This is a genomic window from Sphingobium limneticum, assembly GCF_008710155.1.
In the GTDB taxonomy this organism is placed as follows: Bacteria; Pseudomonadota; Alphaproteobacteria; order Sphingomonadales; family Sphingomonadaceae; genus Sphingobium; species Sphingobium limneticum.
In genome coordinates this window covers 258,044-282,607 of record NZ_VYPZ01000002.1, presented here as the reverse complement: position 1 = coordinate 282,607, position 24,564 = coordinate 258,044, and the positions used below count along the sequence as shown (strand labels likewise).

Annotated in this window: 32 protein-coding genes; 13 read left to right on the top strand and 19 right to left on the bottom strand. The window is 63.2% G+C overall.

Annotation, left to right across the window (positions count from 1 at the left end; genetic code table 11):
* Nucleotides 1-146: 146 nt before the first annotated feature.
* The 5 genes from F4U94_RS03880 to F4U94_RS03860 form a co-directional block, all read right to left on the bottom strand.
* A complete protein-coding gene (locus tag F4U94_RS03880) occupies nt 147-383 on the bottom strand; it encodes a hypothetical protein (protein ID WP_145202793.1) in 237 nt (78 codons plus the stop codon).
* 123 nt (nt 384-506) lie between these two features.
* Nucleotides 507-722, bottom strand: coding sequence for a helix-turn-helix transcriptional regulator (locus F4U94_RS25525; RefSeq protein ID WP_120251824.1), 216 nt, complete (start codon nt 720-722; stop codon nt 507-509).
* Complete coding sequence (locus tag F4U94_RS25520) at nt 722-919, bottom strand: helix-turn-helix transcriptional regulator (protein ID WP_120251825.1); 198 nt, start codon at nt 917-919, stop codon at nt 722-724. The genes F4U94_RS25525 and F4U94_RS25520 overlap by 1 nt, the downstream gene beginning before the upstream one ends.
* 156 nt (nt 920-1,075) lie before the next feature.
* Complete coding sequence (locus F4U94_RS03865) at nt 1,076-2,431, bottom strand: tyrosine-type recombinase/integrase (RefSeq protein ID WP_170271899.1); 1,356 nt, start codon at nt 2,429-2,431, stop codon at nt 1,076-1,078.
* Nucleotides 2,432-2,626: 195 nt separating this feature from the next.
* Nucleotides 2,627-3,625, bottom strand: coding sequence for a LacI family DNA-binding transcriptional regulator (locus tag F4U94_RS03860; RefSeq protein ID WP_120251827.1), 999 nt, complete (start codon nt 3,623-3,625; stop codon nt 2,627-2,629).
* Between the two features lie 103 nt (nt 3,626-3,728).
* On the opposite strand from F4U94_RS03860, the gene F4U94_RS03855 reads away from it, so the two are divergent.
* The 7 genes from F4U94_RS03855 (at nt 3,729) to F4U94_RS03825 (ending at nt 10,201) form a co-directional block, all read left to right on the top strand.
* Nucleotides 3,729-3,917 carry a DUF4169 family protein gene (locus F4U94_RS03855; RefSeq protein WP_120252317.1) on the top strand — a complete coding sequence of 63 codons (189 nt, stop codon included), beginning with the start codon at nt 3,729-3,731 and terminating at the stop codon, nt 3,915-3,917.
* Nucleotides 3,918-4,096: 179 nt separating this feature from the next.
* On the top strand, nt 4,097-5,056 hold the full coding sequence (locus tag F4U94_RS03850; RefSeq protein WP_249042024.1) for a hypothetical protein: 960 nt from the start codon (nt 4,097-4,099) through the stop codon (nt 5,054-5,056).
* A 146-nt stretch (nt 5,057-5,202) separates the two neighbouring features.
* A complete protein-coding gene (locus F4U94_RS03845) occupies nt 5,203-6,420 on the top strand; it encodes an argininosuccinate synthase (protein WP_093086307.1) in 1,218 nt (405 codons plus the stop codon).
* A gap of 79 nt (nt 6,421-6,499) precedes the next feature.
* Nucleotides 6,500-7,153 carry a methyl-accepting chemotaxis protein gene (locus tag F4U94_RS25315; protein ID WP_120251828.1) on the top strand — a complete coding sequence of 218 codons (654 nt, stop codon included), beginning with the start codon at nt 6,500-6,502 and terminating at the stop codon, nt 7,151-7,153.
* Nucleotides 7,154-7,277: 124 nt separating this feature from the next.
* Nucleotides 7,278-7,967 (top strand): EF-hand domain-containing protein, encoded by a 690-nt coding sequence (locus F4U94_RS03835; protein ID WP_120251829.1) that lies wholly within the window; start codon nt 7,278-7,280, stop codon nt 7,965-7,967.
* A 120-nt stretch (nt 7,968-8,087) separates the two neighbouring features.
* Nucleotides 8,088-8,807, top strand: a complete 720-nt coding sequence (locus tag F4U94_RS03830) for a response regulator (RefSeq protein ID WP_120251830.1) — start codon at nt 8,088-8,090, stop codon at nt 8,805-8,807.
* Entirely contained in the window at nt 8,804-10,201 is a 1,398-nt protein-coding gene (locus F4U94_RS03825; RefSeq protein ID WP_120251831.1) for a sensor histidine kinase, read from the top strand. The genes F4U94_RS03830 and F4U94_RS03825 overlap by 4 nt, the downstream gene beginning before the upstream one ends.
* A gap of 315 nt (nt 10,202-10,516) precedes the next feature.
* On the opposite strand, the gene F4U94_RS03820 is transcribed toward F4U94_RS03825, so the two are convergent.
* The 14 genes from F4U94_RS03820 to F4U94_RS03755 all read right to left on the bottom strand — a co-directional run bounded on the left by F4U94_RS03820 (nt 10,517) and on the right by F4U94_RS03755 (nt 21,127).
* A complete protein-coding gene (locus tag F4U94_RS03820) occupies nt 10,517-11,569 on the bottom strand; it encodes a flagellar motor protein MotB (protein WP_120251832.1) in 1,053 nt (350 codons plus the stop codon).
* 3 nt (nt 11,570-11,572) lie between these two features.
* Complete coding sequence (gene motA / locus F4U94_RS03815; RefSeq protein ID WP_120251833.1) at nt 11,573-12,436, bottom strand: flagellar motor stator protein MotA; 864 nt, start codon at nt 12,434-12,436, stop codon at nt 11,573-11,575.
* A gap of 127 nt (nt 12,437-12,563) precedes the next feature.
* Nucleotides 12,564-13,406: a flagellin gene (locus tag F4U94_RS03810; RefSeq protein WP_120251834.1), complete on the bottom strand. Its 843-nt coding sequence runs from the start codon at nt 13,404-13,406 to the stop codon at nt 12,564-12,566.
* Between the two features lie 17 nt (nt 13,407-13,423).
* On the bottom strand, nt 13,424-14,758 hold the full coding sequence (gene flgK, locus F4U94_RS03805) for a flagellar hook-associated protein FlgK (protein ID WP_120251835.1): 1,335 nt from the start codon (nt 14,756-14,758) through the stop codon (nt 13,424-13,426).
* Nucleotides 14,755-15,084: a rod-binding protein gene (locus F4U94_RS03800; protein ID WP_120251836.1), complete on the bottom strand. Its 330-nt coding sequence runs from the start codon at nt 15,082-15,084 to the stop codon at nt 14,755-14,757. The genes flgK and F4U94_RS03800 overlap by 4 nt, the downstream gene beginning before the upstream one ends.
* Nucleotides 15,084-16,199 (bottom strand): flagellar basal body P-ring protein FlgI, encoded by a 1,116-nt coding sequence (locus F4U94_RS03795; protein WP_120251837.1) that lies wholly within the window; start codon nt 16,197-16,199, stop codon nt 15,084-15,086. The genes F4U94_RS03800 and F4U94_RS03795 overlap by 1 nt, the downstream gene beginning before the upstream one ends.
* Complete coding sequence (locus F4U94_RS03790; RefSeq protein WP_427772462.1) at nt 16,199-16,876, bottom strand: flagellar basal body L-ring protein FlgH; 678 nt, start codon at nt 16,874-16,876, stop codon at nt 16,199-16,201. The genes F4U94_RS03795 and F4U94_RS03790 overlap by 1 nt, the downstream gene beginning before the upstream one ends.
* Before the next feature lie 9 nt (nt 16,877-16,885).
* Nucleotides 16,886-17,674 (bottom strand): flagellar basal-body rod protein FlgG, encoded by a 789-nt coding sequence (gene flgG, locus F4U94_RS03785; RefSeq protein ID WP_120251839.1) that lies wholly within the window; start codon nt 17,672-17,674, stop codon nt 16,886-16,888.
* 81 nt (nt 17,675-17,755) lie between these two features.
* On the bottom strand, nt 17,756-18,499 hold the full coding sequence (locus F4U94_RS03780; RefSeq protein WP_120251840.1) for a flagellar basal body rod protein FlgF: 744 nt from the start codon (nt 18,497-18,499) through the stop codon (nt 17,756-17,758).
* Between the two features lie 34 nt (nt 18,500-18,533).
* Nucleotides 18,534-19,376 (bottom strand): flagellar hook-basal body complex protein, encoded by an 843-nt coding sequence (locus F4U94_RS03775; protein ID WP_120251841.1) that lies wholly within the window; start codon nt 19,374-19,376, stop codon nt 18,534-18,536.
* A 49-nt stretch (nt 19,377-19,425) separates the two neighbouring features.
* Complete coding sequence (locus tag F4U94_RS03770; protein ID WP_120251842.1) at nt 19,426-20,085, bottom strand: flagellar hook assembly protein FlgD; 660 nt, start codon at nt 20,083-20,085, stop codon at nt 19,426-19,428.
* Nucleotides 20,082-20,492: a flagellar basal body rod protein FlgC gene (gene flgC / locus F4U94_RS03765; RefSeq protein ID WP_120251843.1), complete on the bottom strand. Its 411-nt coding sequence runs from the start codon at nt 20,490-20,492 to the stop codon at nt 20,082-20,084. Before flgC ends, F4U94_RS03770 begins: the two co-directional genes overlap by 4 nt.
* 2 nt (nt 20,493-20,494) lie before the next feature.
* Entirely contained in the window at nt 20,495-20,863 is a 369-nt protein-coding gene (flgB, locus tag F4U94_RS03760) for a flagellar basal body rod protein FlgB (protein WP_120251844.1), read from the bottom strand.
* Between the two features lie 60 nt (nt 20,864-20,923).
* Complete coding sequence (locus F4U94_RS03755) at nt 20,924-21,127, bottom strand: hypothetical protein (protein WP_150411841.1); 204 nt, start codon at nt 21,125-21,127, stop codon at nt 20,924-20,926.
* On the opposite strand from F4U94_RS03755, the gene F4U94_RS03750 reads away from it, so the two are divergent.
* The 6 genes from F4U94_RS03750 (at nt 21,107) to F4U94_RS03725 (ending at nt 24,560) form a co-directional block, all read left to right on the top strand.
* On the top strand, nt 21,107-21,775 hold the full coding sequence (locus tag F4U94_RS03750; protein ID WP_120251845.1) for a MotA/TolQ/ExbB proton channel family protein: 669 nt from the start codon (nt 21,107-21,109) through the stop codon (nt 21,773-21,775). The two genes, F4U94_RS03755 and F4U94_RS03750, sit on opposite strands and share 21 nt — an antisense overlap.
* On the top strand, nt 21,772-22,284 hold the full coding sequence (locus F4U94_RS03745; RefSeq protein ID WP_120251846.1) for a flagellar motor protein MotB: 513 nt from the start codon (nt 21,772-21,774) through the stop codon (nt 22,282-22,284). The genes F4U94_RS03750 and F4U94_RS03745 overlap by 4 nt, the downstream gene beginning before the upstream one ends.
* A 63-nt stretch (nt 22,285-22,347) precedes the next feature.
* Entirely contained in the window at nt 22,348-22,950 is a 603-nt protein-coding gene (locus tag F4U94_RS03740; protein ID WP_120251847.1) for a flagella basal body P-ring formation protein FlgA, read from the top strand.
* Between the two features lie 43 nt (nt 22,951-22,993).
* Nucleotides 22,994-23,269, top strand: a complete 276-nt coding sequence (gene flgM / locus F4U94_RS03735; RefSeq protein ID WP_120251848.1) for a flagellar biosynthesis anti-sigma factor FlgM — start codon at nt 22,994-22,996, stop codon at nt 23,267-23,269.
* A 15-nt stretch (nt 23,270-23,284) separates the two neighbouring features.
* A complete protein-coding gene (locus F4U94_RS03730; RefSeq protein WP_120251849.1) occupies nt 23,285-23,593 on the top strand; it encodes a hypothetical protein in 309 nt (102 codons plus the stop codon).
* Nucleotides 23,594-23,744: 151 nt separating this feature from the next.
* On the top strand, nt 23,745-24,560 hold the full coding sequence (locus F4U94_RS03725) for a lysozyme family protein (RefSeq protein WP_120251850.1): 816 nt from the start codon (nt 23,745-23,747) through the stop codon (nt 24,558-24,560).
* Nucleotides 24,561-24,564: the final 4 nt, after the last annotated feature.

Here is a 24,564-nt window from a genome sequence, read left to right as displayed (position 1 = left end):
CGTGCGGCGAAGACCATCTGCCCAGGCGCGTGCTCTGTCATAGTCCGGAAGCTCGGCGTCGAGGGGCTCGTCCGGTATCGGAGGCTGGACTATCACGCTGAACCCGTCGCGATTGGGCAGCGGGGCGACCTCGATGACACGAGAAGTCATGCCGCGCCTCCGAGGGCCGTCGCCAACGGATTGACGATTATCGGCAAGCCCATGCGCACGTCATGCTCGCGAATGATCGACATGATGCAGCCGAACGTGACAAGCGCTTCGGATGGTGGGTACGCTTCTGCTTCACCGCCAAAGCCAATCTTCCGGGCGCCCCACAATTCTCCATCCGGGAACACGAGCCAGCCGCGGAGAGGCCTTCCGGGAAATGCGATCACTTCACCCACGGCCCACCTCCGCGCTTGCGATGGTGATTCGGCTGAGGTACGATCGGGCGTTATCGAAAATCACGATGGAGATGGCCCCTTGCTTGCCGGCGGGGGCCATTTCTTTTGGTGAAGCCCGCGCGGTCACTGGGGCGCCTCCTGGAAGGTCGATAGGCGTGTCCGTTCGGCCATCCAAGCATCGACATCGCTACGCCGATACCGAACTACGCGCGCAGAGATTTTCACGTAGCGGGGGCCGCCTCCTTCACACCGCAACTTGTTCCAGAAATCGCGGGTCAGAGAGGTGTACGAAGCGAGATTCTCAACGGTCAGATATTCGTCACCAGCGTCCGCGACCATTACGCGGCCTCCCGCGCGCGGAGGCGAGCGTCCAGCCACTCGTCTATCTCGTGCTCCACCCACCCGAGCGCGCGCGAACCAAGTTTAACCGGCTGAGGAAAGTCGCCAGCATTGCGCATTATCCAGATCGTCGAATGAGACAGCCCGGTCCGGCGGCGCACCTCCGGTTCACGAATGAAACACAACTTTCCGTCCATACGTCACTCCATCGTCAATGAGTGACAGGGACAGTTAAAGCGATTTTAGAAAAGTTGTATCGACTAGAAAATTCATTATTATCAATGAGATAATTGCAATTTTCTTTGTTTTTAAGCGTTTGTAGCGATGGTAACGGATACAATACGTCGCTCTTTTTACTCGCTTTGTCGCAGCCTGAATTCCACTTTGCGCGCTAGGTCGGCGTATCGCTGATCATCGTCCAGCACGCCGCAAAGATATTCGCCATAGCGCTCGGCAGCCTCACATTTTTCCTCGAAGAAGTCCCAATGCTGATAGTGCAGCGCCGTTTTCGACAAATCCCGGTCCCTGTGATCCTGAAGCCGGTCGATGATGTTGGAGGCAATGCCCAACGCTTGCATCACAGTTGCCATCGTCCGACGGAAATCATGGCTGGTCCAATGGGGCAGGGGAGAGTCATGTATTTCCTCAATCATGGCATCCAGGTCGGCCTTCGCTGCGCTAAACCCCGCAACAGGCTTGATGCCTTTCGATGTGAACATCGGCCGATCCTTTTCCGCGATCGTGATGCCAGCGGGAGGGGCGATACGGGGAAGAATCTCCACTACCCTCATGGCATATTCGTTCAGCGGAACGAGAAAGTCGCCGCGCTTGTCTGATTTCGGCCGCTTCATCTCGGCGGCAGGGATAAGGATTGCCTCATTGTCCAGTTGAAACTGGCCCCACTTACGGTTGGCCACGTCACGAATTCGCAGCCCAGTGGCGAGCTGAAGTTGAAACATGGTGCCGAAGGGATAGCCCATGGCAAGGGCGGCCTTCCAAATGATCTTCATCTCGGGCCCGCTCAAAACTCGATCGCGCACAGTGGTCTCTGCCGGCGCAGGCATGTCTTTCATGGGATGCCAGAAAAAGATCGTCTCGGCGGTGGCCCAATTGTACAGTTTCCGGAGCGCCTTGTGGGCTGCGATCCCAGCGGAGGGGCTTCGCTCGACAAGCTTGGCAAGCGCGATGCGTATCTCTTCGCGCTTCAGCTCGTCGACACGACGATTGTTGAACAACCGACCGATGTCGCGCAGCGCCCTTGCGGTTCCTTCCCAACTGCGCGGCTGGTGCGGTTTCGCATATTCCTCGATAAATCGCTCTGAGAACGAATTGTAGGCCCGATCGTTTGCGATGTTCCTAGCGATGGCGGCATCATCATGGGCCTGTTGCTCCGCCATCCGGCGCCGGGCACGTTCCTCGAATGGGTCTATGCCCTTGCGGCGCATCCGAAGGATTTCAGCCGCCTCTTCGCGCGCCGCTTTTGGTTGCCACTCTGGGCCATGCCTTCCAATTGTGACCCGTCTCGTTTTGGCGCTACCACCTGGACGATACTGGACTATATATGACTTCACCCCGCCGCCTCGGACGCCGGGTGGAGTTACGGTGACACCGAAGCCAGCGAGCTCGGTATCCCAAACGGTGAGGCGCTTCTTGGGGTCTGGATCGGGCTCCAGCCGATCAACGAATTCCTTGGTCAACTTCGCTTTCATCACACCTTCCAGATAAGCACTGGATAAGCACGCCATGGCCTATACCGTCATTTCCGTTCCAACCATAAGCGGCGAAGGCATGTTAAAACAAACGGATTTCTCAAGTTTGTAGAATTATGGACAACTATGCGCGGGGAATATTCCAAACCTTCCAAGCTTGTGATGCGGGTTCGATCCCCGCTACCCGCTCCAGCCTTAACCGACATCCCCCGCAGGCGGTCCCGAACTCCCCCGCTCGACCAGCGTGAACAGGAATTCCGGTGCGTCGCTCGGGCCGTTGGCCAGCGCGTCGATGACGGATCGGCCCATATCCTCCAACGGTTGGCGTACGGTGGTCAGCGGCGGCCAGGATGTCAGGCTCGCCGTCGTGTCGTCGAAACCCGTCACCGACAGATCCTCCGGCACGCGCAGGCCGACGCGATGCGCCAGCGTCAGCACGCCCAGCGCCATTTCGTCATTGGTGGCAAAGACTGCACTGGGCGGCCGGGGCAGGGCCAGCAACGCTTCGCCCGCCTCGATGCCCGACGCGAAATCGAACCGCCCCTCCACGAACAGGCTCTCATCCACCGCGATGCCCGCCGCCGCCAGCCCGTCGCGAAATCCCTCGACCCGGCGCAGCGCGGCGCGGTGGCTGGGGGGCGGGGTGATGACGCCGATGCGGCGATGGCCCAGGCCAATCAGATGGTCGGCCACCATCCGCCCCGCCGCGCGCTCGGGCGTGTGGATGGTGAAGCTGGCCGCTGTCACCGACCCCGCGATCCGGGCGCATGGCAGCTTCATCTCCGCCAGTCGCGCCAGCAGCCCCTCATCGTCCGACAGCGGCGGGACCAGCAGCACGCCGTCCGGACGCAGCGCCCCGACCAGCCGCTCCAGCACCTCATAGCGCTCCTCGCCACCGATCGAGATCGGCTCCACCACCAGATGATAGCCCAGCTCGCGGCAGCGCCAGGCCGCGCCGATCTGGATGCGGCTGACATAGCCGGGGGCGGGGTTGTTGTAGAGGAAGGCGATCATGAACGATTTGCCCCCGGCCAGCCGCCGCGCCGACTGGTTGGGGCGATAGCCCAGTTGCGCGATCGCCGCGTCCACCCGTTCCTGCAAGGCGGGGCTGACATTGGGCGCCTTGTTGACGACGCGCGATACCGTCTTGATCGAAACCTGGGCGAGCGCGGCGACGTCGTGAATGCTGGTCATGGATAAACCATGGCGACAGCCGATGGCGGTTGGCAAGAGGCGGGGCGGAAGTTTATGGTCGCGCCGCGATGGCCAAGGGATGGCACGCGACGAAGGACCAGCCATGACCAACATCGTCAACCTCCGCCAGGCGCGCAAGGCCAAGGCGCGTGTGGACAAGGCGAAGACCGCCGAGGAAAATCGCGCCCGCTTCGGCCGGACCAAGGCGCAGCGGCAGGCGGACAGCGCGGATGAACAACGACGCGCAGCTTTACTGGATGGCCTAAAGCTGGATCGAGACGGTGCTAAGTAAATATCCATCTATAGTATATGGGCGCAAAGTCATGATGCATGTCGTTCTGTAAATATGCCGTTCATATTGAAATGAACATCTGTTCATATGGATCGTCCTGACGCTGAACTATAACAATTCATCGCGATTCCGTTGGATGTCTTGTGTTGAATCGCGTGGTCGGTCGTTGACCTCCTGCTATGACTGGAAATATTCGCACCACCCGCCCCGCCAGGGCCGCGATTGCCGCTGTTCTGGCTTTGACTGCCACCCCGTTGCTGGCTCAGACCGTCGACATGCCTGCCACCCCGCCGGCCGCGCCGCTCGCGGTGCCGGAAGCGGCGCCTGCCGCCGCGCCTGCGATGACGGCGCCCGCCGCACCGGCCGCTGCGCCGGAATTTACGCCTAGCCAGCCGGTCGTGCAGGCTACTCCGCCGATCGACGAGCGCATCGCCGCCGCGACCGCCGCTGTCGAAGCGGAAAAGGCTGCGTCACCTGCCGTTGCGCCCCGCCCCGCACAACGTGCTGCCCCGGCCCGCGCCGTCGAACGCCAGGCTGCTGCCGCGCCGGCTACGCCAGCACCTGCCGTTACGCCTGAGCCAACTCCCGCGACGCCGCCAGTGACGCCGATGGCGCAGCAAGAGCCGCAGGCCACGCCGGCGCCGGCGGTTGCCCCGGCTGAGCCGACCACCGCGCGCACCGATCAGGCGCTGCTTTGGGCGCTCGGTGGCGGCGCGCTGCTCCTTCTGGGGCTGGGCGGTGCCGCGCTGGTCCGCCGTCGTCGCCCGGATGAGGAAGACGCGATCGCGCCGACCTATGCGCCGGAGCCTGTTCCCGTAGCCCCGATGCCGGCCACGGTCGCACCGGTCGCTTCGCGTCCCGCCATGGCCAGCCCGCGTCTTGCCGAAGACGCCACGCTGGAAGCGATGGTCGCTGCTGCGCCCAGTGCGGAAAACCCCTTCCGCACCCGCACCAAGCGTCTGCGTCGTGCGCAATATCTGATCGCGCAGCGTGAAGCCGCTTCGGTCACCGCGCCCGCGCCGCAGACGACGCACGCGGAACCCACGCCGGTTGCGGCTGCCGATCGCAGCCAGACGGTCTATCGTTTCGGCGGCCAGCAGGCCTCTTCGGGCTTCCTGCGTCCGCGCCCCGCCAAGTAAGGCATACCCCTATCTGAAAAAAGGGACGGAGGACCAATCGGTCTTCCGTCCCTTTTCCTGTGCGGCTTATGTTGCGCTTTTGGCGATCGGCTGTTACCGGCGCGCCGGTCTTTACCGCGCCTTTTTAACGGAAGAATCGCCAGCCCATGTCCGACAAGATCAACCGCATCGTCCTCGCCTTTTCCGGTGGTCTCGACACCAGCGTGATCCTGAAATGGCTGCAACAAACCTATCAGTGCGAAGTCGTCACCTTCACCGCCGACCTCGGCCAGGGCGAAGAGCTGGAACCGGCCCGCGCCAAGGCCCGCCTGATGGGCGTCAAGGAAGAGCATATCTTCATCGACGATCTGCGCGAGGAATTCGTGAAGGACTATGTCTTCCCGATGATGCGCTCCAACGCGCTCTATGAAGGCCTCTACCTGCTCGGCACCTCGATCGCCCGTCCGCTGATCGCAAAGCGCCAGATCGAAATCGCCAAGCAGCTTGGCGCCGACGCCGTCAGCCATGGCGCGACCGGCAAGGGCAACGACCAGGTCCGCTTCGAACTGGGCTATTATGGCCTGGCCCCCGACATCAAGGTGATCGCCCCCTGGCGCGAATGGGATCTGACCAGCCGCACCAAGCTGATCGAATTCGCCGAAAAGCATCAGATCCCGATCCCGCGCGACAAGCGTGGTGAAAGCCCCTTCTCGACCGACGCGAACATGCTGCACACCTCGTCGGAAGGTAAGGTTCTGGAAGATCCGTGGGAAGAAACCCCGGACTATGTCTATTCGCGCACGGTCAATCCGGAAGACGCGCCCGATGCGCCCGAATATATCACCATCGATTTCGAACGGGGCGACGGTGTCGCGATCAACGGCGTGGGCATGTCGCCCGCGACCCTGCTCGAAACGCTCAATGAATATGGCCGCAAGCATGGCATCGGCCGTCTCGACCTGGTCGAAAACCGCTTCGTCGGCATGAAGTCGCGCGGCATGTACGAAACGCCGGGCGGCACCATCTATCACCTCGCCCATCGCGGCATCGAGCAGCTGACGCTCGACCGTGGCGCCGCGCATCTGAAGGATGAACTTGCGCCCAAATATGCCGAGCTGATCTATAACGGCTTCTGGTTCTCGCCTGAGCGCGAAATGCTGCAGGCCGCAATCGACTACAGCCAGGAAAAGGTGACGGGCACCGTCCGCCTCAAGCTCTACAAGGGCGGCGTCTATGTCGTGGGCCGCAAGTCGCCTTATTCGCTCTACAGCGAAAAGGTCGTGACGTTCGAGGATGATGCGGGCGCCTATGACCAGCGCGACGCGGCCGGCTTCATCAAGCTGAACGCCCTGCGTTTGCGTCTGCTGGGTCGCCGCGACCGCTGATTGCTATCGGCGTTGCTGGCCATTGGGTTAGCAACGCCTTAACCTTTGCACGGCATATGGTTCAGAATGGAGATATGCTGTGCACGGGCTTGATCTTGAAGCCGCTTCTGTCTGGCGCGCGATCGATCGCTCGACGGCGATCATAACCTTCGATCGCGATTGCCGGGTCACTGGTGCCAACGACAATTTTCTCGCACTGTTCGGCTATCGCTTCGATCAGGTGGAGGGGCGGCATCACAGCATCTTCTGCGATGCCGACTATGCCCGGTCGCGCGACTATGCGCTCTTCTGGCAGCATCTTCTGTCCGGCCATTTCGACACCGGCGCCTATTGCCGCCTCGATGCGCGCGGCCAGCATGTCTGGATTCGTGGTAGCTACAACCCCATCATCGGCCCGGACGGCACCCAGACCGGCGTCATCAAATTCGCCAACGACATCAGCGCCGAACATCGCGCCATCGCCGCACGCGAAGAGGCGGAACAGCGGATGCGCCAGCAGGAAAGCGATCGCCGCAGCGTGGTCGAACATGTGCTGGGCGAAGTCAGCAGCATCGTCGATGCGATCGACGGCATCGCCCGCCAGACCAATCTTCTCGCCCTCAACGCCTCGATCGAGGCGGCCCGCGCCGGTGACGCAGGCCGTGGCTTCTCCGTCGTCGCGTCGGAAGTGAAGAAACTCGCGGTCGATACCCAGGCCGCAACCGGCCGTGCCCGCGCGATTATCGCGGGCTAAAACGATACAAATTGCGACACTTCACCCGCTGACCTGACATATCTTCGGGACAACTGGCCTTCATAAACGGTTTCAAGGACGGCGAACCGCCGTTCAGCAAGACCCTTTAAGAAGGAAGACACAGATGCTTCGCAAATTCTTCACCACGGTCGCGGTCGGATCGCTGTTCGTCGGCGGCCTTGCGGCTACCCATGTCGTCTACGCCCAGCCCGGTGCCGATGGTGGCCCCGGTCCGCGCGGCGGCCTGATGGCGATGGCCGACACCAACAAGGACGGCAAAATCAGCAAGGCGGAACTGACCGCCGCGCTCGAAGCCCGCTTCGCGAAAATGGACGTCGACCGTGACGGCCAGCTGACGCAGAAGGATCGCGATCTGCGCCGCCAGCAGCGTACGGACGAACGCTTCGCCGCGCTCGACACCGACAAGAATGGCCAGATCAGCAAGGCCGAATTTACCGCCGGTCATCAGGCCCGCGCCGACAAGCGGGAAGATCGCCGTGAGCAAGCCGGCAAGCCCGACGGACGCGGCTGGGGCAAGGGCGGGCATCGCGGCCCGGGCCGTCGCGGTCCGCACGGCTTTGGCCCCGGTGGCCCCGGCTTCGGCGACGCGAACAAGGACGGCACCGTAACCAAGGCGGAATTCATGGCTGGCCCGCTCGCCATGTTCGACAAGGCTGACACTAACAAGGACGGCTTCGTCACCGCCGACGAACTGAAGGCAGCCCGTCCGCAGATGCGCGGTCCCATGGGGCACCGTGGTCCGGGTCAGGGTGGTCCGGGTCATGACGCCCCGCCGCCGCCGCCGGCCAACTGACATGCTGCATATCGGTACGGCGTTCCTCCCCTGGCGCCGTGCCGATGACCGGGAAGGGCGGGGGCTTTTTCCCCTGCCTTCGCCCTTCCAACCATCCTCCACCCATGACAGACAGGCAAGATGAGCGAACGACCCCATCTCCTGCTCGTCGATGACGAGCGTTCGATCCGCGAACCGCTGGCGCAATATCTGTCGCGCAACGGCTTTCGCGTCACCGCCGTGGAAAGCGCGTCCGAGGCGCGCGTGCGGCTCAACGCCAACGCCATCGACCTCGTCATCCTCGACATCATGATGCCAGGGGAGGACGGCCTGTCGCTCTGCCGCCATATCCGCGAGACGAGCGAGATCCCCGTCATCCTGCTGACCGCCCGGACCGAAGAGACGGACCGCATCGTCGGCCTGGAAATGGGCGCCGACGATTATGTGCTAAAGCCCTTCTCGCCGCGCGAACTGGTCGCCCGTATCAAGGTGATCTTCCGCCGCGTCGCCACCGGTGGTCAGCGCGTCACCGCGCCCGATGGCGCCAATTACAGCTTCGCCGGCTGGTTGCTGAAAACGCAGGAACGCACGCTGGTCGACAGTGAAGGCGTGTCGCTGCCGCTTTCCACCGCAGAATATAATCTGATGCTGGCTTTCGCCACGCGTCCCAACAGCGTGCTGAGCCGCGACCAGTTGCTCGACATCACCCAGGGCCGCGAAGCCAATGCCTTCGACCGGGCGATCGACAATCAGATCAGCCGCCTGCGCAAGAAGATCGAGCCGGACCCCAAAAACCCTACGCTGATCAAGACCGTATGGGGCGGGGGCTACACCCTCTCGGCGGAGGTCCGCAAACTGTGAAGCGGCTTCGTTTGTGGCCGCAAAGCCTGGTCGGCCAGATCATCATCCTGGTGGCGATCGCGCTGTTCGTGGCGCAGGCGATCAATTTTGGCCTGCTGCTGCGCGAACGCAACCGCGTCGATCTGACCAGCCAGACCGCGCCGGTCGTCTATCGCGTCATCAACGCGCTGGATGTGCGGCCGGATCGTCGCCCCGATCGCCCGGATCTGCCGCCCAACCCGGACCGGCGCGAGGAGGGTCGCGAGCGCCCAGACCGGCGCAACGTCGAATTTTCCACGACCCGCCCCGTGCTGGAGGGCAGACCGCGCCCGGATGTGCAGGCTCGGGCGGAGGCGATGTTCGACGATATCGGCCTTACCGTGCACTCGGTCGTCGCGGCGGAGGACAGCCGCATCATGCCGATGCGCCGTTGGGAACAGATACGCAGCCGCGCCACCGGTGAAACGCCGCGCGACCGGCGCGTCGGCCGGCTGCGCCTGGCGGTCGAATATGAACCTGGCAAATGGGTGACGACCGAAGCGCGCATCGGCAATCGCCCGGCGCGCTTTGGCGGCTGGCTGATCGGCCAGACGCTGATCCTCTACGTCATCGTCCTGCTGCCTCTGCTCTGGATCGGCAGCCGTCTCGCCCGGCCGCTCAAGCAACTCACCGGCTCCGCGCAGCAATTCGCCCGCACCGGCCTCGCCGATGCGGTGGACGAGCGCGGCCCCGGCGACGTGCGCGACCTTACCATGGCGTTCAACGCCATGCGGTCGCGCATCATCGCCATGCTGGATGAAAAGGACCGGATGCTGGGCGCGATCGGCCATGATCTGCGCACGCCGCTGGCATCGTTACGGGTTCGTACCGAGTCGGTGGAGGATGAAGGCGAGCGCGCCCGCATGTCCGAAACGATCGATGAAATGAACCGCATGCTGGAAGATATTCTGTCCCTTGCCCGCGCCGGCCGCAGTACGGAGGCCGCGCAGAAGGTCGATCTTGCCGCACTGGCCGACGCCGTGGTGGAGGATTTCATCGAACTGGGATCGCCCGTCGACATGGCCGACAGCGACCGCGCCGTCGCCTTCGTGCGCCCGCAGCAGATCCGCCGCGCGGTGCGCAACCTCATCGAAAATGCGATCGTCTATGGCGACCGCGCCCATGTGACGGTGATGCACGAAGCAGGCACGATCCGCATCGCCGTCGCCGACGAAGGGCCGGGCATCGCGCAGGACCGCATGGCCGAAATGCTGGAGCCGTTCACCCGTCTTGAAGGATCGCGCAACCGCGAAACCGGCGGCGCCGGCCTCGGCCTCGCCCTCGTCCGCGCGATCATGGCCGAACATCAGGGCGAACTGCGCCTGGAGAACAGGCCGGAAGGCGGTCTGGAAGCAAGTTTGGTGCTGCCGGCCTGAAGGCCGGGTTTCGAACGGAAATGGACTCTCGCTCACGAGCCGCCGTAGGCCAAAATGTTCACGCGGAGACGCAGAGACGCGGAGACTGTGCATGTTTCCTCTGCGTCTCCGTGTCTCCGCGTGAACAAATATAAGCGCCCCCGGCGCGAAACCTGACCGCTCGCTCTCCACTAACCGTGTCCTATCCACCCACCCTCAGTTATGCTTGACCACGCCCATCGTAACATAATGTCCGTCTCACGACCGGAAATTACGGACTCAGCGGGAAAAGTGCGAAGTTAAGGCGGCGATGTCGCCATCGCCGCCTTGGTAGGATCAATGCTTGCCCGGCTTGGTCGACGTCCCCGGCGCAGCGGGGTTGATCAGCGCCGCACCACTGGGCAGGCCGGTGCCGCCCATGTCCAGCTTCTGCGCCTGTTCCTTCGCCACGCGCATCGGATTGTCGCGTTCCTTGATCGCCGCCTGGGTTTCGGGATCCTGCGTGTCGGCATCGTCGTCCTTGCCGCCGCCACGGGTCCACCCCAGGATGATCGACATGCGCCGATTGCGCGGGTCATAGGCATCATTCTTGATGAACGGCTCGCGGTCGGCCACGCCTTCGATCCGGGCGAAGCGGTCGTTGCCGATGCCCGACTGGTTGAGCACCTGACGCGTGGATTCCGCGCGGCTGGACGACAGCATCCAATTGTTCATGGTCCGGCCCGACGCATAGGGCAGGCCATCGGTATGGCCGCGCACGATCACCGGGTTGGGCATGGTCTTCAATACGCTCGCCACTTCGCCGATCAGCGTACGGGCCTGCGGCACCAGCCGGTCGGTCCCCATGGCGAACATCGCAAAATCGGCCTCGTCGATCAGGTCGATGCGCAACCCTTCGCGCGTTTCAGTGAAACGCACATTCTTGCGCAGCTTGCCCAGCCCGTTGCGCATCATGCGCTCTTCCAGGCTCTTCTTGATCGATTCGAATTTCTGCCGGTCCTGCGCGCGCGTCGCCTTGCCGCCCTGATCCTTGGTGCCGCTGGCGTCGCGCGGGATGGTGATGGCCAGATTGCCCTGACCACCGGTGGTCGGGTAATTTTCCTTCGCCATCATGCTGTCGCCGCCGAACAGGCCGTTCGATCCGGCCGAATTTTCCTTCATCTGTACCAAAGTCGGCGTGAAATAGTCGGCCAGCCCCTTGCGCTGCTTTTCGGTGGTCGCACCCAGCAGCCACATCAGCAGGAAGAAGGCCATCATCGCCGTCACGAAGTCGGCATAGGCCACTTTCCAGGCGCCGCCATGATGGCCGCCATGTCCTTCGACGATGATTTTCTTGACGATGATTGGCCGGGGTTCCGGCTCGTTCGCCCCGCGCTTCTTTTCCGCCATGGCTTATTTGCCCCGCATACCGTCGAACACCTCGGCAAAGCCGGGCTGGTTGGCATGGGTCAGGCCCGAACGGGCGGCTTCGATCACCAGCGGCTGGGGATGACCATGGAGCGATGCGATGATGATCTGCTTGACGACATGGTAAATGGCGCCGTCCGCTTCGATCACGCTGCGGCAGCGGTTGGCGAACGGATTGACCATGCCATAGGCGAGCAAAATACCCAGGAACGTGCCGACCAGCGCCGAACCGATCATCGCACCCAGGATGGCGGGCGGCTGGTCGATCGAACCCATGGTCTTCACGACGCCCAGAACCGCCGCGACGATGCCGAGCGCCGGCAGGGCGTCGGCCAGACCTTGCAGATTGTCGGCAGGCTTGATCGCTTCATGATGATGGGTCTTGAGCGCGTTGTCCATCACGTCCTCGACCGCATGGGGGTCGAGCGTGCCGGACGAGATGACGACCAGACGCAGCGTGTCGCTGATCAGGTGGACCAGCGCCTTGTCCTTCATCAACTTGGGATATTCGGTGAAGATGGTGGAACTGGACGGATCTTCGATATGCGGTTCCAGCGCGACAGGCCCTTCGACGCGCAGCGTCTTCATCAGCTTGCTGACCAGGAAGATGCAGTCGAGAAAATCCTGCTTCTTGTATTTGGCGCCCTTGAACACCTTGGCCAGACCGCCGCCCAGCGCTTTCAAATCCGCGCCGCTATTGCCGATGACGAGCGCGCCGACGGCCGCGCCGCCGATGATCAGCATTTCGTGGGGCAGGGCATGAAGCACCGGGCCAAGGTCGCCACCGGTGAAGGCGAATCCGCCGAACACCATGACGAGCAGAATGACAAGGCCGATGGCTGCGAACATGATTATCCCCGATTGAAACGCCCCACAGGCGGTCGTCCGATGGCGCCTTTGGTGGTGACGCCGTTCTTAAGGTTAATACGGACTGGTTATCATCCGGTTTAGGACCATCGCGCCTTTTTGCGGCGGATCACTTGATCAGGTCGAACAGCGTCTGCTGGTTGATCCGCGCAAAGGTCGTTTGCGCCGCATCGAGCTGCAACAGGCCTGCCTTCACCCTGGCGATGACATCCTCCAATTTGGTCGATTCCAGGTTGGTACGCTTCTCGGTGAGGCTCAGATCCACGTCGGTCAGGCGCGTGCCCACCACTTCCAATCGGTCGCTGCGCACACCCTGTTTGGCTTGCTCGACCGTGATATGGCCTTGCGCGGACTGAACGGCCGTGACCGAAGACGCCATGGCCGTATCGTCGCCGCTCTGCACGGCGGCGATACCCTGCGCCAATATGTCGTCGATCGACATGGACGTGCCACCGACATTGACCGTCGATACGTCCTGCCTCGTCCCCACCACCTCCAGATTGAGGCCACGGCTGACGGGCACCAGCACGCTCTGCCCATCGTCGAAGACGGATATGCCCTGATAATCCTTCTGGTTCAGCAGTTCACTGATGGTGGTGCGGATGGTCGACATCTGCTCCACGATCGCGGTGCGGTTAGTTTCGCTCAGCGATCCGTTCCGGGCCGACGTCACCAATTCCTGCGCCCGCGTCAGCAGATTGTCGATTTCCGACAGATTGGCTTCGGCGCTGCCGGAACGGGCCGTGCCATAGCTGACATTGGTTTTCCAGGCGGCTTGCTGCGCCTGTGCGCGGCCGACGTCCGATACCTGTACCCAGGCCAGCGCGTCGTCCGACGGCTTGTTCAGCGTGATTCCGGTGGAGATCGCAGTTTGCCCGTCGACCAGTTCCTGGGACAGTTTCTGTTGCCGGCGGACCTCGGCCAGCATGATTTTGTTGGTGATGCCTACCATGACTCAGTCCTTCCGCGTCAGATGATGTTCATGATGGAATCGAGCGTTTCCTTGGCGACCTGCAAAATCTTCGCGGACGCCGAATAGGCTTGCTGGATGCGCAACAGGTCGGCAGCTTCCAGGTCCAGGTCGACGCCGCTAACCGCTTCGCGCGCGGCGACCGCCTGGTCGTTGCGGCTGGTGGCGGTGTCGAACTCGGCCTTGGTGGACGACAGCAATGTCGCCTGCTGCGCGATGATCGACGTCCAATTCTGTTCGACGCTGCCATTGCCGCGCAGGACGGAACTGACCGTCAACAGATTGCCGTTGAGCGTGCCGTCCGAAGATCGGGTTGCCAATTGTGCCGGATCGGTCACCAGCGCGGCCAGGCTGGCCGCCGTCGTGCCGGACAACAATGCCGTGCCGGCGGTGCCGCCATCGGTCACGCCCTGCGCATGCCAGGCATTGACGTCGGTGGTGAATTGTGCGGCCAGCGTGTCCAGGCTGGTGCGCCGCTGCGTCACGGTGTTCGCGGCGGAAAATAATCCGCCCAGCGTCCCGTTCGCCGGCGCGCCCAGCGCCGTACCATCGGCCAGCCCGAAAGAGAGCGTGCCATTGCTGTTGGCGGTCAGCGCCACATTGGTCGCCGCGTTGCCGCTCACCAGCGTCTGGTCGCCGAAGCTGACGATGGCGCTGTCATTGGCGCCAAAGCTGACGGTGATGTTCATATTCTGCGACAGCGTCTGCAACGCGGAATCGCGGCTGTCGAGCAGCTGTGCATAAGCGGACGTGCCCGGCTGCGCACGCAGCAGGCTATTGTTGATGTCGGCCAGCGCGTCGAGCGACTGGTTGATGGTCGCGACCGATGCCTTGGCTTCGGTGGCGATCCCTTCGGACACGGTCTTGAGGTCGGTGGCGGTCTGGTTGAACGCCTGCGCAACCCGGCTGATGCTGTCCAGCGTGGTGACGCGCAGCGACGTGTCGGTCGGGCTGGCCGCCAGCTTTTCCATATTCTGGAACATGCCGATCATCAGCTGGCCGACGCCGGTGCTGCTGTCGTTCATGGCATTTTCGGCATCGGACAGCCAGCGCAGCCGCGATGTCGCGCTGCCCAGCGCCATGCCGGTATTGCGGACCGATGCGTCCAGATAGGGATCGGATGCGCGATTGACGCCGGCCACCTGCGTGCCGCCGAAATTGGCGCGTGAAATATAGAGCGACATGGTCGCGGTCGATGCGCCGGATTCGATGGTCGTCACCGACCGACGGGCATAGCCTTCGGTACTGGCGTTGGAGATATTTTCCGCGATCGCGGCCATCGCCGACCGATAGGCACGGGTGCCCGATGCGCCGATGATGAACAGATCGCTCATGCGCCGGTCGCCTTGCCGGCGGCCGTTGCATCAGGCGCGACCGGGGTATCGCTTACGCGGGCGCCAAATTGCTTCATCAGCAATTCGGCGATGCCCATCGCGCCTTTGCCCGCCATCGCGTCTGCGGTGCGGGCATCGGCCATGTCCTGAAACTGCTGGGTCGCGCTGGAATCGCTGATGCCCTCGGCCAGGCTGGCCGATCGCATCGCGCCGATCATCTGGCGCAGGAAAACCGCCTCGAACTGCTGGGCAGCCTTTTGCAGCTGCGCCTTTTGCGAAGGTGTTGCGCCGGTCGCGGCGGTACTGTTCGTCGTCGTTACCTGCATCACAGCACCACCAGTTCCGCTTTCATCGCGCCCGCCTGTTTCAAGGCTTCGAGGATCGCGACCATATCCGCCGGGGAAGCCCCGATCGCATTGACCGCCTTCACTATATCGGCCAGCGACGCTCCACCTTTAAAATTAATCATCGGTTTCTTTTCCTGGTCGATGCTGATGCTGCTCGATTGCTCGACCGCGGTCTGGCCCTGGCTGAAGGGCGCGGGCTGCGAAATGCGGGGGCTTTCATTGACGCTGACGGTCAATTTGCCATGCGCCACGGCGGCCGGATGGATCTTCACCGCGCCGTTGATGACGACCGTGCCGGTGCGGGCGTTGACGATCACCTTGGCCGGCGCATCGGCAGGCGAAATCTCGATATTCTCGATCATGCCCATCATCAGGATGCGGTCTTCGGCGCCCGGCGTGGCGTCGATCGACACCGACACGGCATCGGTCGCGCGGGCGCGGCGATCGCCAAAGGCATGGTTGATGCCGTCCGCCACGCGCAGCGCCGTGGTCAGGTCGGCTTCGGCCAGGTTGAACGTCAGGGAAGGCGCGGTGTCGAACCCGGTCGCGACCGCTCGTTCCACCGTCGCACCGCCGGGAATGCGGCCGGCCGACGGTACGTTGACCGACACCTGGCTGCCATCCGCGCCGGTCACGCCCAGGCCGCCGACGGCCAGATTGCCCTGCGCCATGCCGTAAATTTCGTTATCCGCACCACGCAGGGGCGTCATGATCAGTGTGCCGCCGCGCAGCGACTTGGCCTTGCCCAGCGCGGACACGGTCACGTCCAGCCGCTGGCCGGGCTTGGCGAAAGCGGGCAGGTCGGCAGTCACCAGCACGGCCGCCGCATTCTTCAGCGCGGGGTTCACACCCTGCGGCAAAGTCAGGCCAAAGCGCGAGACGACGCCCTTCATGCCCTCGGTCGCATACTGGATGCTGTCGTCGCCGGTGCCGGCCAGACCCACCACGATGCCATATCCGGTCAGCTGGTTGGGACGGACGCCCTGGAACGTGCCCAGATCCTTGATTCGTTCGGCATGGGCCGGCACGGCAAGGAGCGCGAAGATCGGCAGGATCAGGCGAAGCAGGCGGATCATGGCTGTTCCGGTTTCCATCAGAAGGGGCTGATCGCGGAGAAGAAGCGCTGGAACCAGCCCTGACGGCTGGCATTGGCGATCTCGCCCTTGCCCTTGTAAATGATCTTTGCGTCGGCGACGCGGGTCGATGCGATGCGATTGTCCGGCGCGATATCGGCCTGGCGGACGAGGCCGCTGATCTGGATGAACTCGTCGCCGCGATTGAGCGTCAGCGCCTTCTCACCCTTCACCAGCATCGTGCCGTTGGGGTAGACCGCCGCGATCGTCACGGTGATTTCGCCGGTCAGCGCGTTCGACTGGCTGGCATTGCCCTTGCCGGTGAAGGTGTTCTGGCCGCTGGCGCCGATGTCGCTGGGCGAAATCAGCTTGGACAGGATGCCGGTGGTCGGCGGCGTCAGCCCGACATTGCCGTTGCGGGCGGTGTCCGCGCTGGTCGTCTTGCTCGCCTGCGTCCGTTCGACCAGTACGATGGTGATGATGTCGCCCACCGTGGTGGCGCGCGCGCCGCTGGTCAGTGGGGTATAGCCCACCGACGCCTGGAATATGGAGCCGTTCGCCGCCGGTGCGACCGGCTGGGCGATGGTCGGCGTGTAATAGTCGCGCTCGACCTCGCGCTTCTTCTTGGCGGCTTCCAGCGGGGAAGCGGTCAGAGCGATCAGCGAGACGGCTGCGATGGCGGCGTAGGACAGGCGCATCATTCAGCCTTAGATATTCTGGTTGACGTACTGGAGCATCTCGTCGGTCGCCTTGATCATCTTGCTGTTGACCTCATAGGCGCGCTGCGTCTCGATCATGTCGACCAGCTCCTCGACGATGTTGACGTTCGACGTTTCCAGATAGCCCGACCGCATCAGGCCACGGCCTTCAAGGCCCGCAACGCCGACCTGCGGCACGCCGCTGGCGGCGCTTTCGGTCAGCAAATTGCCGCCGATCGACGTCAGGCCCGACGGGTTCATGAAGCTGGCGATTTCGATCTGGCCAAGGTTGCTCGGTTCGCTTTCACCCTGCAACGTGGCGGTGACGGTACCGTCATTGCCGATCGCGACCGACGTCGCGCCCTGTGGCACGGTGATCTGCGGGATCAGGGGCAGGCCGTCGCTGGTGACGACGGTGCCTTCGGCGGTAACGCTGAAATTGCCGGCGCGGGTATAGGCGATGGAACCGTCAGGCTGCTGCACCTGGAAATAGCCCGAACCCTCGATTGCGATGTCCAGCACATTATTGGTCTGGTTCAGCGTGCCCTGGGTGTTGATCTTGCTGGTGCCCTGAAGCGCCACACCGGAGCCGAGGTTCAACCCGTTGGCGAATTTGTTCTCGCTGTCCGAATTGGAACCGGCCTGAATGATCTGCTGATAGGCCAGCGTCTCGAAATCGGCGCGGTCCTTCTTGAAACCGGTCGTGTTGACGTTCGCCAGGTTGTTGGCGATCACGCGCATCTTCGTGTTCTGCGCGTCAAGGCCGGTGCGGGCGACATGAAGGGCTGCGTTCGTCATCGTTGTATCTCCGTGGCGGCATCCCAAAGGATGCTCATGCGTTCATCACAGCAAGATGCGTGCCAATATTAACCAACTATTTTAGCTGTCGAGGCGCATCAGCGAAGCGCCGCCATCGTCCAGCTGTTTGGCGGTATCGATCATCTTCACCTGGGTTTCCCAGGCACGGCTGGCCTCGATCATCTGAATAAGGGCCTGGGTCGCATTCACGTTGGACCCTTCCAGCGCGCCCGATGTCACGCTCGCCAGCGGATCGCCGGGCAGGGTGCCGCCATTCACTTCGCGGAACAGCCCGTCGGTGCCCTTGGCGATGCTGGATCCGGCGGCATTGACCAGTTTCAGCTTGTCGACCTGCGCCGGGTTGGCGGGATCGCCGCCCTGCGGCACGCCCCAGATGCTGCCATCCTTGGCGATCGACACGCTGTCCATCTGGGGCAGGGTGATCGGACCGCCTTCTCCCATGACGGCCAGGCCGTCGCCGGTGGTCAGCAGGCCGCTGTCCGTGACTTTCAGGTCGCCGCGGCGCGTATAGGCCTCACTACCGTCCGCGGCCTGAACGGCGAGCAAGGCATCGCCGTTCATGGCCACGTCCAGGTTGTTGCCGGTTTCGGTCATCGCGCCTTGCGCCATGTCGGCGGCGACGACCTGTTCCGACGCCTGGGCACGGGTGTCGAACGTGTCGCCCTTGATCCAGCGTGTCTCGGCATTGGCGATTTCGGCACGAAAGCCGACGGTGTTGACGTTCGCGAGGTTGTTCGCGACCGACGCCTGCCGCGCCATCGCGCCGCGCATCGCCGTAAGTGCCGTGTTGACGAGCCGATCCATGGGCTAAACCTTCTATCCCGTGCCTTTAAGCGTCTTAGGTGCGCAGGTTGACGATGGTGGTGGTCAGCGTGTTCGCCGCCTCGATCGCCTTGCTGTTCGCCTGGAAGTTGCGCTGCGCCGCGATCAGGTTGACCAGCTCGTCGGTGATGTCGACGTTGGAGCGTTCCAGAAAGCCCGAGTTGACGGCGCCGAACAGGCCCTGATTGGCGGTGCCCAGCGTGGGCTGGCCGCTGGCGACGGTCGACGTCCAGTGGGCATCGCCCTCCTGACGCAGGCCTTCCTGGCTGTTGAACGAAGCCATGGCGACCTGACCCAGATAGACGGTGGTGCCATCGGCATAGACGGCCGAAACCAGGCCTTCCTTCGACACGCCGACGCTGTTGAGCTGCGCGCCGTTGGCGTCGCCGTTCAGGGTCGTGGGGATTTGCAGGTCGCTCAGGTCGGCCGGGGTGGCATTGGCGGTCGCACCCGTGCGATTGCCGGTCTGGGGATCGACGGCGAACACCTGGATGCGCGATCCGGTGGTGTCGACGGCAAAGCGGTCCTCATTGACCGAGAAAGCGCCGTTGCGGGTATAGCTGACGGTGCCGTCCTCGCCCTTCACGGTGAAGAAGCCTTCGCCGGTGATGGCAAGGTCCAGCGTCTTGTCGGTGCCTTCGATCGTGCCCTGCGTGAACTGCTGGGCCACGTCCTGCACGCGCACGCCCTGGCCGGCGACCTGGTTGGTGGTCTGCATCGGCGCGGCGGCGAAGATGTCGCCAAATTGCGCCTTGCTCTTCTTGAACGCGGTCGAGCTGACGTTTGCGACGTTGTTGGACGTGGTGGCGAGGTCGATCTGGGCCGCTTTCAGGCCCGACAGGGAGATGTAGAAGGACATGGCGTTGCTCCTTGGGTGAAAAGGATGTGGGGAGTGAGGGTGAGAAAGATTACATCAGGCTGATCGCGTCCGACGGGCTGTAGCTGCCGAGCGCGGTGATGAGTTTGGAGGATGATCCGTCGGCGGGCGATTGAACGGCGGCGATGGTGGCCCAGGTCGCGACCTTGCTGGTGGTCGCGCCGCTGACCTTCACCTGAAGGGCGGAGGTGGACACCGTCTCGCCCGCGTCATTCTTGCCGTCCCAATAGAAGGTCAGGTCGCCGGCCGGCTGCGCGCCGGTTTCGATCGTCTTGACCACATTGCCGGCGGAATCGACCAGATTGATGGTGGCGCCTTCGGTGGCGGCGGACAGGGTGACCTGCCCCGCATAGGTGCCGGTCGCGTCGGGCGCGGCGATATTGCTCTGCACCAGCATCGACTTGCCGATCCAGCTGGCCGCATCGCCCAGCCGCGTGCCGGTCAGCTCGCTCGCCAGATTTTTCAGCGTCTGGTTCATTTCGGCAATGCCGGACGAATTGGTGATGGTCGCCATCTGCGACACCATCTGCGCGTTATCGACCGGTTCGAACGGATCCTGATACTGCATCTGCGCGGTCAGCAGCGTCAGAAAGCTGGCCTGACCCATCTCCGCGCTGCCGGTGCCGACATTCTTGGTCGGGTTATAGACCGAAAGGCCCGCGCTATCGGTGACCGTGGATGTGGTCGTCATTTGCCGATCCTTATGGTTTCCATCATCAGGGACTTGGCCGTGTTCAAGACCTGGACGTTGTTCTGATACATGCGGGCCGTCTCGATCATGTCGATCAGCTCGGCGTTGCCGTCCACGGCGGCTTCCCACACATCGCCATTGGCATCGGCCAGCGGATGATTGGGATCGTGGCGCTTGGTCGGCTCCGCATTGGTGGTGACGACATTCTTGACCTTCACCGTCGACACGCCGGGCGTATCGGTGACGCTTTCGAACACCGGCTTGATCGCGCGATACGCTTCGCCCGCGCTGCCGGTGACGTTGCCGGCATTGGCCATGTTGGACGCGGTGGCGTTCAGGCGCACCAGCTGGGCGCTCATGGCGCGGCCGGCAATGTCGAAGATGTTCATGGGCGCATTGTTGCTCATGCTCATTCTCCCTTCAGGGCGCGGTTGATGGTGTTGATGCGGCCCTCAAGGAAGGAGAGGGTCGTGCGATATTTCACCGCATTTTCGGCGAACAGCGTCTGTTCGGTGCTCAGTTCGACCGTATTGCCGTCCAGGCTGGGTTGCAGCGGGACGCGATAGCCCATGCTGTCATCGACGGCCTTGGACACGTCGGTCGCGCTGTTGCCGGCCTGCGTCGTGGCTTCCTTCAGCGCGGACTCGAAATCGATGTCGCGCGCCTTGTAACCGGGCGTGGAGGCATTGGCGATGTTGGACGCGAGCAGGGACAGGCGCTGCGAACGAAGCGCCAGCGCCTTTCCGTGTATCCCGAACAGATTGTCATCCACCGACATGGTCAAATTCGCTCTAAAAGTTTTGCGTCTCCCGTCGTTCTGACACCTGATGGCGTCTCCTTACGGGTGATCCTGTCGGAGATCAGCAAGAGCCGTGCCAATTTGCGTGGGTGACGCATCGGCAGCACGATAATCCCCGGCAAACGGGGGACTTGCTGGGGGAGGCGGCAAGGGCGGCAATTTTTTGCCGGCCAGCGGCAGGGCGTTGCCGTTGGTCGATAGGATGATGGGAAGCAGGCGTTCATGATCGCGATAATCAGCCATTTGTTCGATCCGCTGACGCTGGCAGTGATGCTGGTCGGGATCGCGGCGGTGGCGCTGTTTCAAAATGGCGTGAGTGCCATGGGCGGAGCGATGGCGGCGCTGCGGCTGTTGCTGACCGCCGATCCGGCCCGCGACCGGGATGCCGCCCGCGCGGCCATGCTCAAGATCGATCAGGTGGCGCAGCTGCGCGGCCTGTCCTGCACCGACCGGGTCAAGACCGCCAATATCTTCCTGACCGAAGCCGCCCGCAAGCTCGCCAATAGCGAGCGGACCGACATGTTCGAATTGTGGGCGGCGCAGTCGCTTGCCGACCGGGCGCAACGCCATGGCGCGGTGCACAAGGCCTGGCTGTCGATCGCCGACGCCGCGCCGGCACTCGGCATGGCGGGTACGATCATCGGCCTGGTCGGCATGTTCGCCGCCATGGACGATCCGGCAAAGCTTGGCCCGTCCATGGCCTTGGCCCTGCTCACCACCTTCTACGGCGTCGTCATCGCCAACATCATCGCCGCGCCGGTCGCCGCCCGCCTTGCTGACCTGTCGGAGCGGGAACTGGCTTGGCAGCGTGAAGTGGCCGACCGGATGCTGGCGATCGCCCGGCGTGAAAATGCGCCGCTGCGCCGCGCCGCGATCCGCGAAGTCGCATGACCGCGCCTTACTCCACGACATCGGCCGCCACGGCATCGGCCTCCTCCGCCCGGCGCAATCGCTGGGCGGTCAGCTTTGCCGATCTGCTGCTCCTTCTGCTTGCCTTCTTCGTGCTGTTGCAGGCCAGCGGGTCGCGCCGCGACGCCCTGCTTTCGCAGGTCAGCCAGCAATTTGGCGGTCGGGCGATGCAGCAGGGCGTTGAACTGCGCGCTGCCGACCTTTTTCAGCCTGGCGAAGCGCTGCTCAGCGATGCTGGCCGCGCCCGCCTGTCCGCCGTGGCGAAGCGTTTCGAGCATAAGCCTGGCGGGCTGGAAATCCGCAGCGACGGGTCCGATCGGGGCCGTCAGCGTTTCGACGACTGGGATCTGGCGGCGGCCCGTTTGGGCGCCGTCGCCCGCGCCCTGCGGATGGACGGCATTGCGCAGGATCGCCTGCTGATCCGTGGACTGGATCAGGGCGACGGCAAAGGCGGGAAGGGGCAGGTCATCCACATCGCGCCGGGCCGTTAATCATATTTGGCACGGAAATTGCTGAAATCCTGACAAGACCGTTCTTCCGTCAGGAGACATGCCGTGTTTCGATTTTCCGCCCTTCTTGCCGCCGCCGCGCTGACCAGCATATTGCCCGCGTTGGCCCAGGCCCAAGGGAATCAGGCACAGGGAAACCAGAAATTCGAAAATCTCGATCGTATCGACGGGTTGGTGGCGATGACCGTCGGCGCCAATCTGGGTGAGCCGGGCGGCCCTGCCGCGCCGGTCGATCGCCGTTTGCGTTTGGCCGCCTGTCCCACCACACCCAGCGTCGAAGGTCCGATCTTCGGGGCCGCGATGGTGAAGTGCGAAGCTCTGGGCTGGCGCATTCGCGTGCCGCTGATGACCGGATCGGCCGCTGCCGCTTCGGGGCCGCTGCCGCGCACCGCATCGGCCTATGGCGCCGCCAATCGCTATGTTCGCCCGGCACCCGCCGCCGCGAAGGAGGCGGTTGTGCGCAAAGGCGATCCGGTGCAATTGATGGCCGGCAACTCGGTTTTCAGCGTATCGCGCATGATGGTCGCGGATGAAGATGGCGCCATGGGTGAAACGATCCGTGTGCGCGAAGACAAGAAAAGCGCACCGATTTTCGCCCAAGTCGTAGAAATGGGCGTAGTGCGCATTCCTGGATTTAATAATTTTTGAACTTGTCCGTTATAGTCAGTAGGGACGAGTGAAGGATTTTCCAATGATCAAGTCAGTGGGCCAGAATATCAGCGCCGCCATTGAGGCCTCCCGCCTGCGGGAAGGGGCCAAGACGCGCGCGACGGCCACCGCCGGATCGACCACGGCCGCCAGCGCCGCCACGTCGAGCAGCCCTGCCGCGCGCATGGCCGCCGAAGGTGCGCCGGTCGACATGGACCGAATCGCCGCCATCAAATCGGCCATCGCATCGGGCAATTACCCGGTGAACCCGTCCGCCATTGCCGAACGCATGATCGCGCTCGACCTGTCGGCCGCCTGATAGAGGATTGACGTCATGCCGCTGGGTCTTGCCGCGCTGGATGATCTGTTCGACGCGTTCGAGGATCTTCGTGCTGTGCTTGACGGCAATGATGCCGCCGCGATCGAACTCGCCAGCAATCGTGTCAGCCGCGCGGCCTCGTCCGTCCGCGCGATCGGCGCCTGGCGATCCGACCCCGCGGTGGTGGAACGGCTGAGCATCATGATGCCGCTGCTCGACAGCGCCCGGATCCGGGTGAAGCTGCTCGCCGATCACGCGCAACAGCGCCTTGCCATCCTGGCTGCCCATGGCGCGCAGACGGCCCCGCTCACCTACGGCCGCTGAAAGACTTCGTAAAAAATATTTCGACTTTCGACTAAAGCGGCGCCTTCGGGCGCCGTTTTTCGTTGTACGGCGCGAAATCCTTACCCGCGTTAACCAAATCTTGGCACAAACATTGCTCTAATGTCCTCGCTAGCTAGTGAGGATTTTAGTCGTGTCCGCTTTCGCAGACATATCAGCAACGGGGACTTCGACGGGTAATCGCGTGACCAACGCGATTGCCATGGCGAGCCGCCGTACTGGTGTCGACTTCTCCTACCTGCTGGGTCAGGCCAAGATCGAATCGAGCCTGAACCCCACGGCCCGCGCGGCGACATCGTCTGCCACTGGCCTCTATCAATTCATCGACCAGAGCTGGCTCGCCGTCATCGACAAGCATGGCAGCGAATATGGGCTGGGTTGGGCGTCGAACGCGATCCAGCAAAGCGGCGGCCGCTATTATGTGGCGGACCCCCAACTGCGCCAGCAGATCCTCGACCTGCGCAAGCATCCCGAAACCGCTTCGGTCATGGCGGCGGAACATGCCGCCGACAACAAGGCCTTTCTGGAATCGAAGCTGGGCCGCGAAGCCGAGCCGGTCGATCTCTACCTCGCCCATTTCCTGGGCGTCGGCGGGGCTTCCAAATTCCTGTCGGTTCACGATCGCGCGCCCGATGCGAGCGCCGCGTCGCTCTTCCCGTCCGCTGCGCGCGCGAACCGCTCGATCTTCTACGACAAGCAGGGCAATGCCCGCAGCTTCGCCGAAATCCGGGATCGCTTCGTGTCCAAGCTGCAAAAGGGCGTCGATAGCCTGGGCGGCGACATCCAATATGCCTCCGCCGCGCTGCCCACCGGCGCGAAGACGGTGCAGCCCGCCGATTATGTGCGGATCGAAACCCAGCGCCTGAGCGAACAGCCTGACATCATGGTCAAGCCGCAACCGCAGACGGCGCGCCTCGCCTATCTCATGCTTGCCACCCTCGGAAGGTAATCGG

Excerpts from the sequence above, each read along its gene's own strand:
- flgB (WP_120251844.1), bottom strand. The coding sequence starts at position 20,863 with ATGTCGGTGGATGACAATCTGTTCGGGATACACGGAAAGGCGCTGGCG.
- F4U94_RS03780 (WP_120251840.1), bottom strand. The coding sequence starts at position 18,499 with ATGGATCGGCTCGTCAACACGGCACTTACGGCGATGCGCGGCGCGATG.
- flgG (WP_120251839.1), bottom strand. The coding sequence starts at position 17,674 with ATGACGAACGCAGCCCTTCATGTCGCCCGCACCGGCCTTGACGCGCAG.
- F4U94_RS25525 (WP_120251824.1), bottom strand. The coding sequence starts at position 722 with ATGGTCGCGGACGCTGGTGACGAATATCTGACCGTTGAGAATCTCGCT.
- F4U94_RS03835 (WP_120251829.1), top strand. The coding sequence starts at position 7,278 with ATGCTTCGCAAATTCTTCACCACGGTCGCGGTCGGATCGCTGTTCGTC.
- F4U94_RS03860 (WP_120251827.1), bottom strand. The coding sequence starts at position 3,625 with ATGACCAGCATTCACGACGTCGCCGCGCTCGCCCAGGTTTCGATCAAG.
- F4U94_RS03775 (WP_120251841.1), bottom strand. The coding sequence starts at position 19,376 with ATGTCCTTCTACATCTCCCTGTCGGGCCTGAAAGCGGCCCAGATCGAC.
- F4U94_RS03830 (WP_120251830.1), top strand. The coding sequence starts at position 8,088 with ATGAGCGAACGACCCCATCTCCTGCTCGTCGATGACGAGCGTTCGATC.
- flgM (WP_120251848.1), top strand. The coding sequence starts at position 22,994 with ATGATCAAGTCAGTGGGCCAGAATATCAGCGCCGCCATTGAGGCCTCC.
- F4U94_RS03795 (WP_120251837.1), bottom strand. The coding sequence starts at position 16,199 with ATGGAAACCGGAACAGCCATGATCCGCCTGCTTCGCCTGATCCTGCCG.
- F4U94_RS03755 (WP_150411841.1), bottom strand. The coding sequence starts at position 21,127 with ATGGCTGATTATCGCGATCATGAACGCCTGCTTCCCATCATCCTATCG.
- F4U94_RS03865 (WP_170271899.1), bottom strand. The coding sequence starts at position 2,431 with ATGAAAGCGAAGTTGACCAAGGAATTCGTTGATCGGCTGGAGCCCGAT.
- F4U94_RS03855 (WP_120252317.1), top strand. The coding sequence starts at position 3,729 with ATGACCAACATCGTCAACCTCCGCCAGGCGCGCAAGGCCAAGGCGCGT.
- F4U94_RS03770 (WP_120251842.1), bottom strand. The coding sequence starts at position 20,085 with ATGACGACCACATCCACGGTCACCGATAGCGCGGGCCTTTCGGTCTAT.
- F4U94_RS03800 (WP_120251836.1), bottom strand. The coding sequence starts at position 15,084 with ATGCAGGTAACGACGACGAACAGTACCGCCGCGACCGGCGCAACACCT.
- F4U94_RS03845 (WP_093086307.1), top strand. The coding sequence starts at position 5,203 with ATGTCCGACAAGATCAACCGCATCGTCCTCGCCTTTTCCGGTGGTCTC.
- F4U94_RS25520 (WP_120251825.1), bottom strand. The coding sequence starts at position 919 with ATGGACGGAAAGTTGTGTTTCATTCGTGAACCGGAGGTGCGCCGCCGG.
- F4U94_RS03750 (WP_120251845.1), top strand. The coding sequence starts at position 21,107 with ATGATCGCGATAATCAGCCATTTGTTCGATCCGCTGACGCTGGCAGTG.
- F4U94_RS03810 (WP_120251834.1), bottom strand. The coding sequence starts at position 13,406 with ATGGTAGGCATCACCAACAAAATCATGCTGGCCGAGGTCCGCCGGCAA.
- F4U94_RS03745 (WP_120251846.1), top strand. The coding sequence starts at position 21,772 with ATGACCGCGCCTTACTCCACGACATCGGCCGCCACGGCATCGGCCTCC.
- F4U94_RS03730 (WP_120251849.1), top strand. The coding sequence starts at position 23,285 with ATGCCGCTGGGTCTTGCCGCGCTGGATGATCTGTTCGACGCGTTCGAG.
- flgC (WP_120251843.1), bottom strand. The coding sequence starts at position 20,492 with ATGAGCAACAATGCGCCCATGAACATCTTCGACATTGCCGGCCGCGCC.
- motA (WP_120251833.1), bottom strand. The coding sequence starts at position 12,436 with ATGTTCGCAGCCATCGGCCTTGTCATTCTGCTCGTCATGGTGTTCGGC.
- F4U94_RS03790 (WP_427772462.1), bottom strand. The coding sequence starts at position 16,876 with ATGCGCCTGTCCTACGCCGCCATCGCAGCCGTCTCGCTGATCGCTCTG.
- flgK (WP_120251835.1), bottom strand. The coding sequence starts at position 14,758 with ATGAGCGATCTGTTCATCATCGGCGCATCGGGCACCCGTGCCTATCGG.
- F4U94_RS03850 (WP_249042024.1), top strand. The coding sequence starts at position 4,097 with ATGACTGGAAATATTCGCACCACCCGCCCCGCCAGGGCCGCGATTGCC.
- F4U94_RS03820 (WP_120251832.1), bottom strand. The coding sequence starts at position 11,569 with ATGGCGGAAAAGAAGCGCGGGGCGAACGAGCCGGAACCCCGGCCAATC.